Here is an 18,497-nt window from a genome sequence, read left to right as displayed (position 1 = left end):
TAATATGTGTTAATCAGCAAGGATCATCATGGATAGCCTTAACGACGATAAAATTAACCGGCACAGCAGTGACCTGGAAGTTGAAAGCGAAGAAAAACAAAGCGGTAAAGAGATTGAAGTGGATGAAGATCGTCTTCCTTCCCGCGCCATGGCGATTCATGAACATATTCGCCAGGATGGTGAAAAAGAGATGGAACGCGATGCGATGGCTTTGCTCTGGTCAGCCATTGCCGCAGGACTTTCTATGGGGGCATCACTCCTGGCGAAAGGGATTTTCCACGTGCAGCTTGAAGGCGTTCCCGGCGGCTTTTTACTGGAAAATCTCGGCTATACCTTTGGTTTTATCATTGTCATCATGGCCCGCCAGCAATTATTTACTGAAAATACCGTTACCGCCGTATTGCCGGTAATGCAAAATCCCACTCTGAGTAACGTTGGCCTGCTGATGCGCTTATGGGGCGTAGTCTTATTGGGCAACCTTATTGGCACCGGGGTTGCGGCGTGGGCATTTGAATATATGCCTATATTTGATGAAGAGACCCGCGACGCCTTTGTCAAAATTGGTATGGAGGTCATGAAAAATAGCCCAACGGAGATGTTTGCCAACGCGATTATCTCTGGCTGGATCATCGCCACAATGGTATGGATGTTTCCTGCAGCAGGCGGGGCAAAGATTGTGGTCATTATTTTGATGACCTGGCTTATCGCGCTGGGCGATACCACCCATATTGTCGTCGGTTCCGTTGAAATTTTGTATTTGGTTTTCAACGGCACGCTGCCCTGGAGCGACTTTCTCTGGCCCTTCGCCCTTCCCACACTTGCCGGAAATATCTGCGGCGGCACCTTTATTTTCGCATTGATGAGCCACGCGCAGATCCGCAACGATATGAGCAATAAGCGTAAGGAAGAAGCGAGGCTACGCGGCGAGCGCCTGGAACGGGAGCGGAAAAAAGCGGAAAAACAGCGCTGAGTGGCGACGGTTTAACCAGTCAGGCGGCGCTACACTTACTCCGGCGAATAAAAAACGCTATACTGGCGCCGCGTTGTCCCCTTAGTTAAATGGATATAACGAGCCCCTCCTAAGGGCTAGTTGCAGGTTCGATTCCTGCAGGGGACACCATTGATACCCAGGACATTCTCTTCTTGCTGCATAGTCTTTCGAGCGGTTCCCCTTTCATGTTGCTTTTATTGCCCCTATGCAATATCACCGGACATGCCATACGTTCAGCAAAAAGTCGTCATCGGCCGGTTATGACCGATGACATCCCGATGTGGTCTAGAAGCGGTACTGCAACCCCGCGGTAACCGTATAGTTATTATTAGCTATACCTGCGGCATCGCCACCAAAATACGCCGTATCACCGCTGGTTTTATCTATGATTTGCGTACCGCCCTTACCTTCTTCATATTTACTGTAAGCAAACTCAGCAAAGATTTTTGCATTACTGGTAATATAATATCCGGCGTCAATAGAAGCGCCATAATATCGTGAATTTTCCGTTTTTTCACGGAAGGTAAGTTTGCGCATGTAGTGTTCGTCATTATCATGCGCATTTACCCAGTCGCTGTATTTAAACAGTACATTACACTCAAAGTCATTAATACGATAATCACCCGCCAGCCCGATATAGGGCATTTCGAAACGCTGGCTATAACCTATGCCGCGCACGCCATGAGGAAAGTTACCAATATATCGACCATTATCATAAATATAAGACCCGCCTCTTGCCGTCCAGCTAAAACGGGTTTCCTGATAGCCCGCTGTTACGCCCGCCTTGTAGTTATCGCCCTGCAATAACCAACCTTTCACGTTCAAATCGTATTCATTAGCATAGTTGACGCTGGTGTCCGGATGAATTGAACGATCGGTCCAGCCTGGCTGCTCACTGCTCATCCAGTCATGGTCAACCATATGACCCGATCCCGACGCCAAAGACGTCCAGCCGCGGGCGTCCAGCGTCATGAACGAATAGGGTTCCCATGATAAATCCCCCTGCAACGTGGCGACATTTTTTATTTTCCAGTCCAGTTGACTCAGCTTCCGCCCGGTGTCGGTATCATAAACCAGCTCCCTGGATTTACCATTTAACACACCCACGGAAAGGGATGTCGTGACACTATCAGGAGAGACGTCCGGAATAAATAAGGTAGACTCCGCATAAACCGACTCAGAAAATACGGCGATCATCATTACTGCAATAGCATGTTTTTTCATTTCTCTTGTCCTCATATTCAGATGTAATCTGGAGAGGTGATGAAGTTTTCATCTTGTCAAATCGTCGGACAAGAGTACATTTATTACGCCAGAGAACTTGACGCATTTTTACCTTATATTGAAGTTAAGAAATAGAATTTGATGCTCAGGTGAATAATAAGCAATCTATAATCATGATGGAATGATTTACCATTACGGTGATGTGACGTTATCTGGCTAACGACATCGTTGCTGTTGTTGTCAGCCAGATTGAAAGTAACTGTAATATCAGAATTTATAATGCTCTTTACTTAGACCATATTTTTTCATGCGCAGATAAAGTTTTTTACGGGGAATTTGCAGATACTCCGCCACTTCATTAATTCGTCCCTGATGAATATTTAATGCTTCGGTAATAATTTGTCGCTCATACTCTTCAACGCGCCGGTCAAGCGGGCTCGGCTCCTGAAGAAGCAACTGCGGGTTGACCGTTTCCGCCAGCGGCAGCACGCCAACAGCAAAAAGCTCTGCCGCATTAGCCAGTTCGCGCACATTGCTTGGCCAGGCGCGTCGCATTATTCCTTTCAGTAATTCCCCCGCTATTTCCGGCACTGGATGATTGAGTCGCAGGCAGGCTTTTCGAAGATAATGGCGAAATAACGGCTCGATATCATCCGGTCGCTGAGAAAGAGACTGGCAGGCGATTTGGGTCATGGCGAAACAGTAGTACAGCTCGGCCGCAATCTGGTTAGCTGCCGCCTGCTCCACCAGCGAAGCGCTGCCAACGCCCACCAAACGAAAAGGCCGATGCTCCAGGCTTTGTAAACGCGCCAGATGGTGCTGCTGTTCGCGTGTCAGATATTCGGGATGGCTCAACACCAGCGTACCTCCTTGCGCCTGGTCGATGAATGTCTCCAACTGCCCGGCATTCTCCGGCGTAAGTTCATAGCGTACAAACGGCCCTTTCGCGTTACGCCCCAGTTGATGGAGATAACGGGCGCCAGTCATACGTCCAGTGCCATGCTCACCGTAAAACCATACGGCAATGTCCGTTTCCGCCAGTTGTTGTAACCGTTGTCGAAACTGATTCATCCACTCGCTGCGCCCAATCAGTTCAACCTGTAACGTCTGCTGGCAATATTGCCGCCGTGCAATGACCGACCGGCGCTGGCGTAGCGCGTCTTCAATTAATATCAACAGCTTGCCCGGATCGACGGGTTTTTGCAGAAAATCCCAGGCGCCCTTTTTCACCGCATCAACCGCCATCGGTACATCGCCATGTCCGGTAATCAATAAGATTGGCAGTTGATCGTCATCCTGATGAAACAGCGTCATCAGATCGATACCGGAACACCCCGGCATACATACATCGCTCAAAACGATCCCCTCCCAATCCGCTTCTACCCACTCTTTGGCCTCGAAAGGATGGGTAAAGCCACGCACGCGGTAGCCTGCCTGCTCAAGCATTTGGGTGTAGGCGTCAAGTACATCAACGTCATCATCAATCAGCAAAATAGAACATTCATCATTCAACATCATCGACATCCGTTACCGAGAATTGCAGCACCACGCAAGCGTTACGCGTCAGCGTCGACGCCAGACGCAGGTCGCCCTTCATTTGCGCCATCAGCGACACGCTAATCGACAGCCCAATACCCAACCCGACAGCTTTACTGGTGGTAAACGGCTTGAGTAAAGAGGGCAACAGCGCCACAGGCCAGCCAGGGCCGTTATCTGCAATATAAACCTCCAGCGCCTCTCCCTGCGTCTGCCACGTCACCGCGATCGCCGCATCATGCGAACAGGCGTCAAGCGCATTCGCCAGCACATTCACCAGAACCTGCTGAATACGCACTTCATCGCCGCTAACCCATACGGTGTCGGTTGGCAGTGAAAGCGCTCCCTGCCGGGATTGGTGGCGCATGGCTAATAACTCCCATGCCGCCACGAAGGTTTGGCGCAGATCAACGGGATACAATGGCGTTTCCAGCTCCGCCCGGCGGGTAAACTGCCGCAGCGAACGGATAATGGCGTCAATCCGGTTAATGAGCCCTTCCGCTTTGGTGAGCGTATTTCTCGCCTGTCCGCTCTGACCTTGTTCAATCGCGCGTCCCGCCGTAAATAAATACATTGAAAGCGCATTCAGCGGCTGGTTAATTTCATGCGCCAGCGTGGTCATGGTCTGGCCGACTACCGCCAGTTTCGCCGTCTGAATCAACTCATCCTGCATGGCGCGCAGGTCGGCTTCTATCTCTTTGCGTTCGGCGACCTCTTGTTCAAGCTGCCTGCGTTGCATATTGAGCTGGCCCAGCGTATGACGTAGCAAACGGGCTATCCGTCCTAGCTCATCGCGCCCGTAAACCGGGATAGTCGAGTCGGTTCTCCCCAGCCCTATCTGTACCACAGCCTGATTAAGCGCGGTAAAACGCTTCACCAGTCGGGAACGGATAAAATAGTGGTTGAGTCCCCAGGCCAGTAGCAACGCCAGGAGCGTCGCCACTAAAATAAGCCCGCCGCTAACGCGAACAATCTGTTCCAGGCGTTGATTGAACGTCTGCATTTGCTGGTGACTACTACCTAACTGCGCCTCAAGCAGCGTGCGAAAGCGCCCTAGCGTAGCCTCTCTGGCGCGGCTGGCGTCCAGTAAGGCTTTTTGCGCCGCAACATAATCGCGCATGGTATCGGGCATCTTATTTTTTACCATCCCGATTTCCAATAGTTCGTCGATGGTTTGCCGCAGCGTGATCGTACTGGGCCAGTCATCCAGCGCACGAATATTCTCATCCGCCGTTTTTTTTAGGTTTTCCAGATAGCGAATATGGGTCTCCACCAGCATCCCGTCATTATTGCCGGACTTGAGCTCATTCAATCTGTCGCGCAGGTCGTCAACAATCTGATTTTCAATTCGCGCCAGGGTATATACCTGCTGCTGCTCGTTCTGCACCTCGCGCGAACGTTGCAAATACTGCGCTGCATCGCCCTGATTCGCCTCAATTTGATCGAGCAGCGTCCCCTGCTGCCAGGTAAAATCCTGTACCAGCGAATTTAGCTCCGTGGTGAAATCATCATGGAGCCAGTCAATGCGAGCGGAAAGCTCGCTAACTTTCTCCCGCACCAAAAACATGTTGTAGAGGGCATTGTCCAGCTCCGCCAGCAAGGTCCGGCTATCCTGTAAAATGACGGCCAGTTGCCGGCGCTCAGCAAGCTGAAGCCCCTGACTGAGACGCTCAATCTTATCCAGATGCTGAATAATCTGCGTACGTAACTGCAAACGTACCGTCGTGTTCGGCGCCAGCAAAAATTCATTGAGTTGATCCACGGCCAGATTCAGGTTCCCCTCAATTAAAAAAGCGGAGTGGATGCGAGGAAAATATTCATCAAGCGAATAGCGAACCTGCGAACTTTGCTCATGCCAGGAATAAAGGCTGACCATACTGACAATCAGCGTCAGTAATGCGCCCGTTAAAAATGCGCCCCGTAAACTGTTGCTGATACTGAGCTGACGAAGCCGTTGCAATAATCTCCCCTTCATTTCAGCTCTTCCAGTTTGTGAATCGCCAGCCGCTGATTGTTCAGAAACCAGATCTGCCACTCCATCATTTTTTGTTCGGCAAAGCTTTTATTATCAAACTGCGCCAGCCAGGTTTCATCTTCGCTGCTTGCCGCATCCACCGGGACGCTGGTCAATAAGGCTCTGATTTCAGGTAAGGGGCGTTTAAGCCGCGTTTCTGCGCTGTGCAACGCTCGCCATGCATCTTTAAGCTGCGCGAGACGAAAACTGATCGCGGTATCAAACATGCGTTGTACCAGTTGTTGACGCTTCAGGATCAGACGATAGTTCAACGGCGGCTGGGCCATCAAACGCTGTTGTTGCGCGGCGCGAGGATTATCGGCGCTAAGCGGTGCGACGGGATACTTACCGGTATTCGCGTCAGCCAGTATCCTTTGCCCTTTCGGACTTAATAAGTAATGAATAAAAGCACGCGCTTCGTCTGCATGACGACTGTTTTTCAACACCGCGACGTAAGTGGGCGACACCGCAGAATATGGGAAATAGGTAAAAGCAAGATTAGGATCGTTAAGTAGCAAATTAGCATAGTTATCAATGACCGGCCCGGCAACGCCAAGCCCGCTTTTGATTTTATCCGCTACGCCGAAACTGCGAGAGGAAATCGTGACCAGATTACCCGAGATTGCCAGCAGCGTCGCCCATCCTGCCGTCCAGCCTTTTTGCTGCAACAGCGACTCCACCATCAAATGATTGGTGTCTGAACGTGACGGACTGCTCATTAATAGAGCGCCCTGGTAACTGGGCAGGCCCATATCCTGCCAGTCGGCAGGCGGCGGAAGATGGCGCGCAGCGAGCGCTGAACGATTGATCAATAGCCCAAATCCGGATACCGCTACCGCCACTGAAGTTGAGCGGATAGAACGCGGCACCAGCTTCTGGCTGGCGGCAGGCGCGCTATCCAATAGCGCCAGCTTTTGGTGCTCCTGAAGGTGTTGCAACAGCATGGGGGATGACGTCAGGATCAGATCGACATTTTCCGCATTCGCCGTATCAAGTAATTGCTCTAAAGAACCGCTGGTACGGTTGAGCGTACGAATCATGACGGAACCCGGCTCCGTCTGCCAGCGCTGGATAATCCAGGCGGTCGCGCTGGGTGAAAAGGTCGTTGCCATCACCAGCTCGCGGCTGTACGCCTGGCAAGAACCGAACATTGCCGCCAGCCATAGCGTAAAAGCGCCCACTCTGGCGAAACGACTACAGCATGAGAAAAGTCGATTTGTGATCCCGTTCATAAATATCGATATCACATAAAGAAAATATTGAGACAAAACTTACCCTTTTATTTCTGTTGGCATCCAGAACAACGTTATTTGAATAATAACGGGTCCGTCGCCCGAAAACATCAATAAAGCGTATCAGATCACTGGCAGCAAATTTGTTAATATCCGCACATGCTAACGATAAAACGGCCATGCCAATAATTAAAGTTTCACCACACCCTTCAGGATGGGTCAAAAATAACCTTTAAATTCACCCAATTGAGTCAATTTTGACACATTTCTTCGACTTGAATTTTATTGTCACTCCTTTCACTCTACCGACAAAACCTCCTGATGTTCATCTCACTATAAAATACAGGTGACTCCATGTTAACAATATTAAAAACAGGGCAATCGGCGCATAAAGTCCCACCGGAAAAAGTCCAGGCTACGTATGGTCGATATCGTATACAGGCATTGTTAAGCGTATTTCTGGGATATCTCGCTTACTATATAGTCAGAAACAACTTCACATTATCGACGCCTTATTTAAAAGAGCAATTGGATCTCAGCGCTACGCAAATCGGCCTGCTGAGTAGCTGTATGCTTATTGCTTACGGAATCAGTAAAGGCGTAATGAGCAGTCTGGCGGATAAAGCCAGCCCAAAAGTCTTCATGGCGTGCGGTCTGGTACTCTGCGCGATTGTTAACGTTGGGCTGGGATTCAGTAGCGCATTCTGGATATTTGCCGCTCTGGTGGTCTTCAATGGCCTTTTTCAGGGCATGGGCGTCGGCCCCTCGTTTATTACCATTGCAAACTGGTTCCCTCGTCGGGAGCGCGGACGCGTAGGCGCCTTCTGGAATATCTCGCATAACGTTGGCGGCGGGATCGTCGCGCCTATCGTCGGTGCGGCTTTTGCGATATTGGGCAGCGAACACTGGCAAAGCGCCAGTTATATCGTTCCGGCCTGCGTCGCCGTCATTTTTGCCTTAATTGTTCTGGTCTTGGGAAAAGGTTCGCCGCGCGAAGAAGGTCTTCCCTCCCTGGAACAGATGATGCCGGAAGAAAAAGTCATACTGAAAACGAAGAATACGGCAAAAGCGCCGGAAAATATGAGCGCATGGCAAATCTTCTGTACTTATGTGCTGCGCAATAAAAATGCCTGGTATATTTCGCTGGTCGATGTCTTCGTCTATATGGTGCGGTTTGGCATGATTAGCTGGTTGCCTATCTATCTGTTGACAGTAAAACACTTTTCAAAAGAACAGATGAGCGTCGCGTTTCTCTTTTTCGAGTGGGCGGCGATTCCCTCCACGCTACTGGCAGGCTGGCTGTCAGATAAACTGTTTAAGGGCCGCAGAATGCCGTTAGCCATGATTTGCATGGCGCTGATTTTTGTCTGTCTGATCGGATACTGGAAAAGTGAATCTTTGCTGATGGTAACGATTTTCGCCGCCATTGTAGGTTGTCTGATTTACGTCCCACAGTTCCTCGCGTCCGTACAGACAATGGAGATAGTCCCCAGCTTTGCCGTAGGTTCCGCCGTCGGATTACGTGGGTTCATGAGCTATATTTTCGGCGCCTCGTTGGGCACCAGCCTGTTTGGCGTCATGGTGGATAAACTGGGCTGGTACGGCGGATTTTATCTTCTGATGGGCGGCATCGTGTGCTGCATTCTATTCTGTTACCTCTCCCATCGCGGCGCGCTGGAACTGGAACGCCAGCGCCAGAATGCGTTACATAATCAGGACTCACTGCAGCTTGCGGACGCGCAATAAACGATTAGCCTTCCCGGGGAACAGAAGCGCCGACATTGTCGGCGCTATCTATTCGCTGACATCGTGTATACCCAAAATAATTCGAGTTGCTTAAAAGCGGCAAGGGAGTGAGTCCCCAGGAGCATAGATAACGATGTGACTGGGGTGAGCGACAAATCTGCCGGGAACAGATTTGAACGTCGCGTGCGACGGCCGTCAGGGCGAGGCCCATCGATGGGCCGAGTAATCCGTCGCCAACACATCAGCAACTTGAAGTATGAAGGGTATGTACTGACTAACGCTTACCGTATCCCACCATAAAGCGAATAATTAACCCACATGCCGGTGCGAGAAAAAGCAATAATCCGCTAACGATGTCATCGCCATCCTGCAACCATACATTGAGTAAATAAATCAGCGCGGCAAGGATAACCATTCCCGTAAAAGAAGAAACCGCAGAAAAAGCCCCCATCACCTGACCGATATAGCCACTCACGGCAAGTATACTTATTGCAAGAAATGTCCATAAATAGATCATCTATAATACCTCCTGTCTATGGCAAGGCTTCCATATAGCCTTACGGTCCCTCTCACTTCTCCTTTAAGATAAACCTTATCAGCCCGTCATTTCCATAACATTTATCTCACATTTTATTTTTTTAATCATTTTTCAATGACCTTCGTCTGAAATAAAATTATCACTGTAAAAACAATGCATTAAAAATAATGATTAGCTTATTTTTGCTACGGGAGAAATATTTACGCTTCTTGATAAAGAATTTCTGGGCGCGAGTAAATAACTGGTGGTACATTAGCCTGCCTGGCGTTCATGCCCTCGTGGTTTAGTACTGACTTAGTTTTACACTCCTTACGGGAACCATTGTCGTACATGATGGCCTAACTATACGTAAATCATTCAAGTTACCCTGATGAGCTTACTCAAGTAAGTGCTTCGGATAAGCGAACGCAACTTGAAGGATGATGCGTATTTCAGAGTGTACCGCTGCGGATAATGACTCTTCTGCGATACATTATTTTCGTATCTACAGAAGGTATTTTATGTTTCCTCAAAGCAAATTTTCACGCGCGTTTTTGCACCCGCGCTACTGGCTGACGTGGTTTGGCGTTGGCGTCCTCTGGTTACTGGTGCAGCTTCCCTACCCGGTTTTGCGTTTTCTGGGCACCCGCACCGGTAAACTGGCGCGCCCCTTCCTGAAGCGACGTGAGTCAATCGCCCAGAAAAATATTGAACTCTGTTTTCCGACCCTCTCCCGGGAAGAAAGGGAAAAACTGATCGCCGAGAATTTCCACTCTCTTGGCATGGCGCTGCTTGAAACGGGCATGGCCTGGTTCTGGCCTGATAACCGGGTTCGCAAATGGTTTGATGTGGACGGGCTGGACAACCTTACCCGTGCGCAGGCGCAAAATCGCGGCGTAATGGTCGTTGGCGTGCATTTTATGTCGCTGGAATTGGGAGGCCGGGTAATGGGTCTCTGCCAGCCGATGATGGCGACCTATCGTCCGCATAACAATCCGCTCATGGAGTGGGTGCAGACGCGCGGTCGTATGCGCTCAAATAAAGCGATGATCGGCAGAAACAATCTGCGCGGCATTGTGGGCGCGCTAAAAAAAGGGGAAGCCGTTTGGTTTGCTCCCGACCAGGACTACGGCCCTAAAGGCAGCTCCTTTGCGCCATTTTTCGCGGTTGAAAACGTCGCCACCACCAACGGCACCTATGTACTGTCCAGGCTGTCTGGCGCCGCCATGTTGACCGTTACAATGGTCAGGAAATCCGATAACTCGGGTTATCGTCTGTATATTACCCCTGAAATGGAAGGTTACCCGGCAGATGAAAATCAAGCCGCTGCCTATATGAATAAAATTATTGAGAAAGAGATCATGCGCGCCCCGGAGCAATATCTCTGGATCCATCGCCGTTTCAAGACTCGCCCGTTGGGGGAAGCGTCACTCTACATCTGAAAAAGGCCGCAAGGCCTTTTATTTTGGCATTTCGCATTGCCATAATATTCATATCGTAAATTACTCATTCCTGCTTTTAGCGATAAGTCTCCTGTTTACAGGCGATTTTTTACTGTGTCGGCGGCGTCGCTCAATAGCGATTCATCACTGTCAGAAATTAAACTGTCGCCGATTCCCGACACTTGTAAGTTACTAAAAGTAAATAAGAAAATGCCTCTTGTTTCACCTCATTTTTAGGCGTACATTAGCGCCGTCTGGAGCGATGACGCGCAGAATTCTGAGGTGATGCAGGCGGTCGAAACACGAATAATTCTCAATTTCGTATTGTCCGGCATCAACTCTCTATAATCAGGTAAGTGTAAGTTCATTTAGGCGTACGACAGGTACGCGGAGAGATGAAACGTGAAATATTTCTTTATGGGCATTTCATTTATGGTCATCGTTTGGGCCGGTACTTTCGCCCTGATGATTTAAAAGTACAATGCAAAGAAAAACAGGAGCCATGGGGCTCCTGTTTGCTTTTCTACTCCGTGCTCGCTTCAACGGGTTTTGGATGTGACGGCAGCACGCCATCGGCGCGGAACATCGCTTTAATCCCTCTGACGGCCTGGCGAATGCGGTCGCGATTCTCTATTAATGCAAAGCGTACATGGGTGTCGCCATAATCACCAAAGCCTATCCCTGGAGAAACGCAAACCTTCGCCTCATTCAGCAGCTTCTTGGCAAACTCAAGCGATCCCATCGCCGCATATTGCTCCGGGATTTTCGCCCAGACGTACATTGAGGCTTTCGGCATTTCAACCATCCAGCCCGCCTCATGCAACCCCTTCACCAGCACATCGCGACGACGTTTATACTGCTCGGCAATATCGCGCACGCACTGCTGATCACCTTCCAGAGCGGCGATAGCCGCCACCTGAAGCGGGGTAAAGGTGCCATAATCGTGATAACTTTTAATGCGCGCCAGCGCGCTGACCAGGGTTTTATTACCCACCATAAACCCAATACGCCAGCCCGCCATATTATAGCTTTTCGACAGCGTGAAAAATTCAACCGCCACGTCGCGCGCGCCGGGCACCTGCATAATGGATGGCGCTTTCCAGCCGTCGTACACGATATCGGCATACGCCAGATCGTGCACCACCAGCACATCATAACGTTTAGCCAGAGCGACCACTTTTTCAAAAAATTCCAGTTCGACGCACTGGGCCGTAGGGTTAGACGGAAAACCCAAAATCATCATTTTCGGTTTCGGATAACTTTCGCGAATAGCGCGCTCCAGCTCGTTGAAGAAATCCACCCCCTCTACCAATGGAACCGAACGCACCTGCGCCCCGGCGATAACGGCGCCATAGATATGAATTGGGTAACTGGGGTTCGGCACCAGAACCGTATCGCCATGATCCAGCGTTGCCAGCATTAAATGCGCCAGTCCCTCTTTGGAACCGATGGTCACAATCGCTTCGGTTTCCGGATCGATATCGACATCATAACGTTCCTGATACCAGTGAGAAATCGCGCGGCGTAAACGCGGTATGCCGCGGGACGTGGAATAACCGTGCGTATCCGGACGCTGCGCGACGGTGCAAAGTTTTTCGACAATGTGGGGAGGGGTTGCGCCATCAGGATTACCCATACTGAAATCAATAATATCTTCGCCGCGCCGACGCGCAGCCATTTTGAGTTCAGCGGTGATGTTAAAAACATAGGGCGGAAGGCGATCGATACGCGTAAAGCGACGTTCAGGGCGGAAGTCAGCCATAATATCCTCAGATTAACGTTAGCGCCCGGACCGTCCGAGCGACGCTGCCACGATGGTGGCTCCTTTAGAAAATAGCCTGAAAATTTTCTTCCTGTCGAGAGGCTAATGAAAATATTTTTTAGCGACGAAAAAAGAGGAACAAGCGTAAAAATTTACCTTTTAAGCATGTCAGTTATAGCATCAAACAAATCATATTATTAACAAATTGATATCATTGAATTTACGTAACGTGACGCAGCCGACGATAATTTCCTGTCAATAAACCTTATCTCAAATAATCCCCTTTTGATTTTGTGGTTTTTCCTCTTTAACCAAAATCCTTACTAATGATAATGGTATTCGATCATGTCATATTGCGGTATTTTTCAGGGACATTTCCCCGAAAATGAGGATCCTTTCCAGCAAGATGCCGCGATGAAACCGTAAATAAGGCAGCGAACCGGATACGTATAGTAAAATAAATCCCTGTTTTCGCCTGACTAACCGCCATGACATGATGACTCAACGCGCTGGTGTTTGACCTTTCGCTCAGCAAGAGTAAAGTGAAATAATTCAGACAGTTGAAGCATTCATGCACAGGAAAGGCAATGAAAAAAACCGCGTGAGGCAGGCGGTTTGAGACTGACAAGAGAATGTTTAATTGCCTGATGACGCTGCGCTCATCAGGCCTACAGATGACACACTTTTGTAGGCCGGATAAGGCGTTTATGCCGCCATCTGACTTATAGAATATGGCCTAATGTCTGGCGCAGATGCGCGCCGGAGCCTAACAAGCCAGGATTATCATGGACAATCAGATAGACCGGAATACCGTGTACATAATCTTTAAAGCGGCCTTTATCTTCAAAGCCACCACGGAAGCCGGACGCTTTAAAAAATTCCAGGAAGCGCGGGACAATACCGCCAGCGATATAAACACCGCCAAATGTCCCCATGGTTAACGCCAGATCGCCGCCAAATCGCCCCATGATGACGCAAAAGAGCGACAACGCGCGGCGACAATCGATACAGCTATCCGCCAGGGCGCGTTCGGTAATATCTTTCGGGCGCAGATTTTCCGGCAGACGGTTGTCGGACTTAACAATCGCCCGGTAAAGATTCACCAGCCCCGGGCCAGACAGCACGCGCTCGGCGGAAACGTGGCCAATTTCGGCGCGCAATATTTCCAGAATCATAGCTTCTTCTTCGCTATTAGGCGCAAAATCGACATGCCCGCCTTCGCCCGGAAGGCTAATCCAACGCTTATCCACATGCACCAGATGCGCCACGCCCAAGCCGGTTCCCGCGCCATACACCGCAATAGGTTTGCCGTCTACCGGTTCGCCGCCGCCGAACTGAATTAAATGCTCTTTTTTCAGCATCGGGATCGCCATCGACACGGCGGTGAAATCGTTGATGATTTCCAGATGGCTAAAGCCGAGATTTTTTTTCATTTCCGCAATAGAAAAAGCCCAGGTATGGTTAGTCATCGCTACCCAGTCACCGGTAATCGGGCAGGCTATGGCGATACAACCATCTTCCACGCTGACGCTATGCTCATCGAGATAAACGCGCACCACGGCCTCAAGACTGGGATAATCCAGGCCGGAATACGTTTTGGCCTGCGAGATTTCTCCACTGGCGATATCACACAGGGCAAGACGCGCATTCGTGCCGCCTACATCTCCTACTAAAGCATACTTTGTCATTCTTCTACTGCTCCGCTAAAGTCAAAATAAGTCTTTGTCACACTGTAAATTCATGGGGGCATAACAACAACGGCCATCAGGCTGACTGCCTATAAATATAGATCTTCATCACAGAATTACTTTCTTGTTTCAGCACCAATTGCAGCAATGCCGTCGGGCAGGCTGTGCAAAATAGGTATACGACCCCGTGTAAGGAAGAGATTATGTTCCACCCGCGTGCCCGAACGATGCTGCTGCTGTCGCTCCCCGCGCTGATTATTGGCGTAGCGTCAAGCCTGGTTTTAATCGCTGCGATGAAAGTCGCGTCGGTTTTTCAGCAATTTCTTTGGCAACGACTGCCCACCAGCATCGGCATCGCTTATGATTCGCCGTTCTGGATAGTGGGTATGCTCACGCTAACCGGGATCGTGGTGGGTTTGATTATCCGTTACAGTCCCGGACACGCTGGCCCCGATCCGGCCATCGAACCGTTAATCAGTATGCCGGTCTCGCCATCTGCGCTACCCGGGCTGCTTCTCGCCTTAATCATCGGCCTTGCTGGTGGGGTAAGTTTGGGGCCAGAGCATCCGATAATGACAATAAATATCGCGCTGGCGGCGGCTTTCGGCTCCCGCCTGTTTCCGCGTATCACGGCGTTAGACTGGACGATTCTGGCCTCTGCGGGCACCATCGGCGCGCTGTTCGGCACGCCCGTCGCCGCAGCGCTGATTTTTTCGCAAACGCTTAGCGGCTCTAACGATATTCCCATGTGGGATCGCCTGTTTGCGCCGTTAATGGCGGCAGCGGCGGGGTCACTCACCACCAGCCTGTTCTTTCATCCGCATTTTTCGTTACCCATCGCCCATTACACGCAGATGCGGCTGGTGGACATTGCCAGCGGAGCGATCGTCGCGGCGATCGCCATTGCCGCCGGGATGGTCGCCGTCTGGTGCCTTCCGCGTCTGCATGAGTTGCTGCACCGACTGAAAAATCCGGTCCTGATTCTCGGCATTGGCGGTTTTATACTGGGCATCCTGGGCGTCATTGGCGGGCCGCTTACCCTGTTTAAAGGCCTGGACGAAATGCAACAAATGGCGTTTAGCCAGACGTTGGGCGCGGGAGATTATTTTACCTTAGCCGTCGTCAAACTCGCCGCGCTGGTCATCGCGGCGGCGAGCGGCTTTCGCGGAGGGCGCATTTTTCCGGCTGTGTTTATCGGCGCGGCGCTGGGGCTCATGCTCCATGCCCATGTTGAGGCCGTACCCGCGGCGATTACCGTCTCCTGCGCGATTCTTGGCTTAGTGCTGGTAGTGACGCGCGACGGCTGGCTCAGTCTGTTTATGGCGGCAGTCGTCGTACCGGATACCAATCTGCTGCCGCTGCTCTGCATTGTGATGCTCCCCGCCTGGCTATTGCTGGCGGGAAAACCGTTGCTGGCCGCCAACCGTCACGAACCCTAATCCGGCGCAGCGGGGGCCATTATCCCCCGTTGCGGGCTTCCAGCGCCCGGGTGACGGTACGCAGTAATTCCGGCAGATCGGCTTTTGGCAACATCACTTCAATAAATGACAGACGTTGTGGGCGCGCCAACCGTTCGAGGACCTCCGCCAGTTGGATAGCCTGCGTCACCCGCCAGCACTCCGCCTGTTGCGCCGCGTTTAGCGCCGGTGGTATCTGCGTCCAGTTCCAGCTCGCGATGTCGTTATACCGCTGGGCCGCGCCGTGAATGGCGCGCTCTACGGTATAGCCGTCATTGTTGAGCAGCAGGATGACCGGCGCCTGCCCGTCGCGTAACATCGAGCCCATCTCCTGAATCGTGAGCTGCGCCGCGCCATCGCCGATAATCAGAATCACCCGCCGATCGGGACAGGCGGTTTGCGCGCCAAACGCGGCGGGCAAGGAATAGCCGATAGACCCCCACAGCGGCTGTACCACAACTTCCGCGCCGTCAGGAAGCGACAGCGCGGCAGCGCCAAAAGCTGCAGTCCCCTGGTCGACAAGGATAATATCGCCGGGTTTGAGATACTGCTGTAAGGTTTGCCAGAAGCTTTCCTGGGTCAGTTCTCCTTTATCAATCCGCACTGGCTGTCCGGCGGAACGCGTCGGCGGCGGCGCAAAAGCGCATTCCAGGCACAGTTCGCGCAGCGTAGACACCGCCTGCGCCATCGGGAGGTTGAACCAGGTTTCGCCGATGCGCGACGCGTAAGGCTGAATCTCCAGCGTGCGTTCCGCCGGTAATTGTTGGGTAAATCCGGCCGTAAGGGTATCGACAAAACGGGTGCCGACGCAGATAACCCTATCGGCGTCCTCTATGGCCTGACGCACTTCTTTGCTGCTGGCGCCAGCGCTATAGGTGCCAACGAAGTTCGGGTGCTGTTCATCAAAAAGCCCCTTCCCCATCAGTAGTGTCGCATGAGCGATGGGCGTTTCCGCCATCCAGCGCTGCAACAGTGGTCGTAAACCAAAACGCCCGGCAAGAAAGTCGGCCAATAGCGCAATACGCCGACTGTTCATCAGGCACTGACGGGCGTGGTAACGAAAAGCCGTCTCCACGCCGCTTTGCGCTTCATGCACGGGCAACGCCAGCGCCTGCGTAGGCGGGATGGCCGTTTTTTTCGCCACGTCGGCGGGCAACATGATGTATCCTGGCCTGCGTGCGGCAAGCATTTCACCCAATACGCGGTCAATCTCAAAGCAGGCGTTCTGTTCATCCAATATTGCGCTGGCAGCGGATATCGCCTGACTCATGCGATAAAAATGACGAAAATCGCCGTCACCGAGGGTATGGTGCATCAATTCGCCACGCTGCTGCGCAGCGCTACAGGGCGCGCCGACGATATGCAAGACCGGGACATATTCCGCGTAACTGCCCGCGATACCGTTAATAGCGCTAAGTTCTCCCACGCCAAAGGTGGTGAGTAGCGCTCCAGCGCCCGACATGCGCGCATAACCGTCCGCGGCATAAGCGGCGTTCAGCTCATTGGCGCATCCCACCCAACGCAAGGTCGGGTGGTCAATCACATGGTCAAGAAACTGCAAGTTATAATCGCCCGGTACGCCAAAAAGATGGCCAATGCCGCATCCTGCCAGTCTGTCCAGCAAATAGTCGGCCACGGTATAGGGGTTTTGCATGACAGCTTTCCTTCTGACGTTGACATTATGTTGAGTATTAAGGAATGCCGATGGCTGTCCAGCACGGCGGGGATGAAAGCCTGGAAAACAATGTTTACAGCGGCAAACAGTAAAAGCCGGATACCGCCTGGCGAGTGTAACCGTATACACTATTTATTCACGCCACAGGGGGAAAGGTCATGATTTATCAGCCCGATGAGAATCGTTATCACACAATGGAGTATCGCCGCTGCGGGCGCAGCGGCGTCAAACTTCCCGCCATTTCGCTGGGGTTATGGCACAACTTCGGCGATGCGACACGGGTAGAAAATAGCCGGGCGCTGCTGCAACGCGCGTTCGATCTGGGCATTACCCACTTTGATCTCGCCAATAATTATGGGCCGCCGCCGGGCTCCGCAGAATGCAATTTTGGCCGCATTCTGCAGGAAGATTTTTTACCGTGGCGTGATGAATTGATCATCTCCACCAAAGCGGGCTACACCATGTGGGATGGCCCTTATGGCGACTGGGGGTCACGGAAATACCTTATTGCCAGCCTCGATCAAAGCCTGAAACGTATGGGGCTGGAGTATGTCGATATCTTTTATCACCATCGTCCCGATCCCGAAACGCCGCTTAAAGAGACGATGAAAGCGTTAGATCACCTTGTGCGCCAGGGCAAAGCGTTGTACGTGGGGATCTCTAACTATCCTGCCGATCTGGCCAGACAGGCTATCGATATTCTGGAGGATCTCGGCACGCCTTGCCTGATTCATCAGCCTAAATATTCGCTTTTTGAGCGTTGGGTAGAGGACGGGCTGCTGGCGCTGTTGCAGGAAAAAGGCGTCGGCAGTATTGCCTTCTCGCCGCTGGCGGGCGGGCAGCTCACTGACCGTTATCTGAATGGCATTCCGGAAGATTCCCGCGCGGCGAGCGGAAGCCGTTTCCTTAAACCAGAACAGATTACCGCCGACAAACTGGAAAAAGTTCGCCGGTTGAATGAACTGGCTGCGCGACGGGGCCAAAAATTGTCTCAGATGGCGCTCGCCTGGGTGCTGCGTAACGATAACGTTACCTCGGTGCTGATTGGCGCCAGCAAACCGTCGCAAATCGAAGATGCCGTAGGAATGCTGGCCAATCGCCGTTTTTCAGCGGCGGAATGTGCAGAAATTGACGCTATTCTGGAGGGCCGTTTTTAGCAAAAAATGCTCTCCTTCATGATTTAAGAGTTAAGGCGATGAAACAAATCTTTACT

14 protein-coding genes and 1 tRNA gene are annotated in these 18,497 nt (G+C 51.5%); 7 read left to right on the top strand and 8 right to left on the bottom strand.

Annotated features, from left to right (window positions below):
- Window positions 1–28 precede the first annotated feature (28 nt).
- A complete protein-coding gene (locus HV477_RS08965) occupies window positions 29–970 on the top strand; it encodes a formate/nitrite transporter family protein (RefSeq protein ID WP_000377772.1) in 942 nt (313 codons plus the stop codon).
- A gap of 75 nt (window positions 971–1,045) precedes the next feature.
- A tRNA-Arg gene (locus HV477_RS08960) sits at window positions 1,046–1,120 on the top strand.
- Between the two features lie 156 nt (window positions 1,121–1,276).
- On the opposite strand, the gene pgtE is transcribed toward HV477_RS08960, so the two are convergent.
- The 4 genes from pgtE to pgtC form a co-directional block, all read right to left on the bottom strand.
- Window positions 1,277–2,215 (bottom strand): omptin family outer membrane protease PgtE, encoded by a 939-nt coding sequence (gene pgtE / locus HV477_RS08955; RefSeq protein WP_000716014.1) that lies wholly within the window; start codon window positions 2,213–2,215, stop codon window positions 1,277–1,279.
- A gap of 267 nt (window positions 2,216–2,482) precedes the next feature.
- Window positions 2,483–3,730 (bottom strand): two-component system response regulator PgtA, encoded by a 1,248-nt coding sequence (gene pgtA / locus HV477_RS08950; RefSeq protein ID WP_052932207.1) that lies wholly within the window; start codon window positions 3,728–3,730, stop codon window positions 2,483–2,485.
- Window positions 3,720–5,726 carry a two-component system sensor histidine kinase PgtB gene (gene pgtB / locus HV477_RS08945; RefSeq protein ID WP_000678493.1) on the bottom strand — a complete coding sequence of 669 codons (2,007 nt, stop codon included), beginning with the start codon at window positions 5,724–5,726 and terminating at the stop codon, window positions 3,720–3,722. The genes pgtA and pgtB overlap by 11 nt, the downstream gene beginning before the upstream one ends.
- Window positions 5,723–6,916 (bottom strand): phosphoglycerate transport regulator PgtC, encoded by a 1,194-nt coding sequence (pgtC, locus tag HV477_RS08940; protein WP_000467983.1) that lies wholly within the window; start codon window positions 6,914–6,916, stop codon window positions 5,723–5,725. The genes pgtB and pgtC overlap by 4 nt, the downstream gene beginning before the upstream one ends.
- 435 nt (window positions 6,917–7,351) lie before the next feature.
- Between pgtC and pgtP the strand changes: the two genes are divergently transcribed.
- Window positions 7,352–8,743, top strand: a complete 1,392-nt coding sequence (gene pgtP / locus HV477_RS08935; RefSeq protein ID WP_000955744.1) for a phosphoglycerate transporter PgtP — start codon at window positions 7,352–7,354, stop codon at window positions 8,741–8,743.
- A gap of 274 nt (window positions 8,744–9,017) precedes the next feature.
- On the opposite strand, the gene HV477_RS08930 is transcribed toward pgtP, so the two are convergent.
- Complete coding sequence (locus HV477_RS08930) at window positions 9,018–9,260, bottom strand: YfdY family protein (RefSeq protein ID WP_000639889.1); 243 nt, start codon at window positions 9,258–9,260, stop codon at window positions 9,018–9,020.
- A gap of 521 nt (window positions 9,261–9,781) precedes the next feature.
- Here HV477_RS08930 and lpxP point away from each other — a divergent pair.
- Both lpxP and ypdK read left to right on the top strand, forming a co-directional pair.
- Window positions 9,782–10,702: a kdo(2)-lipid IV(A) palmitoleoyltransferase gene (gene lpxP, locus HV477_RS08925; RefSeq protein WP_000484428.1), complete on the top strand. Its 921-nt coding sequence runs from the start codon at window positions 9,782–9,784 to the stop codon at window positions 10,700–10,702.
- A 402-nt stretch (window positions 10,703–11,104) separates the two neighbouring features.
- Window positions 11,105–11,176, top strand: coding sequence for a membrane protein YpdK (gene ypdK, locus HV477_RS08920; RefSeq protein WP_010723117.1), 72 nt, complete (start codon window positions 11,105–11,107; stop codon window positions 11,174–11,176).
- Between the two features lie 49 nt (window positions 11,177–11,225).
- Here ypdK and alaC read toward each other — a convergent pair whose 3' ends face one another.
- Together alaC and glk are read right to left on the bottom strand one after the other, a co-directional pair.
- A complete protein-coding gene (alaC, locus tag HV477_RS08915) occupies window positions 11,226–12,464 on the bottom strand; it encodes an alanine transaminase (RefSeq protein WP_000763118.1) in 1,239 nt (412 codons plus the stop codon).
- Between the two features lie 722 nt (window positions 12,465–13,186).
- Window positions 13,187–14,152 (bottom strand): glucokinase, encoded by a 966-nt coding sequence (gene glk, locus HV477_RS08910; protein WP_000170380.1) that lies wholly within the window; start codon window positions 14,150–14,152, stop codon window positions 13,187–13,189.
- 203 nt (window positions 14,153–14,355) lie between these two features.
- On the opposite strand from glk, the gene HV477_RS08905 reads away from it, so the two are divergent.
- Complete coding sequence (locus HV477_RS08905; protein ID WP_000468920.1) at window positions 14,356–15,591, top strand: ion channel protein; 1,236 nt, start codon at window positions 14,356–14,358, stop codon at window positions 15,589–15,591.
- A 19-nt stretch (window positions 15,592–15,610) separates the two neighbouring features.
- Here HV477_RS08905 and HV477_RS08900 read toward each other — a convergent pair whose 3' ends face one another.
- Window positions 15,611–17,263 carry an alpha-keto acid decarboxylase family protein gene (locus tag HV477_RS08900; protein ID WP_001180856.1) on the bottom strand — a complete coding sequence of 551 codons (1,653 nt, stop codon included), beginning with the start codon at window positions 17,261–17,263 and terminating at the stop codon, window positions 15,611–15,613.
- A gap of 179 nt (window positions 17,264–17,442) precedes the next feature.
- On the opposite strand from HV477_RS08900, the gene mgrA reads away from it, so the two are divergent.
- A complete protein-coding gene (gene mgrA / locus HV477_RS08895) occupies window positions 17,443–18,441 on the top strand; it encodes an L-glyceraldehyde 3-phosphate reductase (RefSeq protein ID WP_000640285.1) in 999 nt (332 codons plus the stop codon).
- Window positions 18,442–18,497 lie beyond the last annotated feature (56 nt).

This window comes from Salmonella sp. SG203 (assembly GCF_013350575.1).
Lineage (GTDB): Bacteria > Pseudomonadota > Gammaproteobacteria > Enterobacterales > Enterobacteriaceae > Salmonella > Salmonella enterica.
The sequence above is the reverse complement of the archived record's forward strand: the minus strand, read 5'-3'. Positions and strand labels throughout refer to the sequence as shown.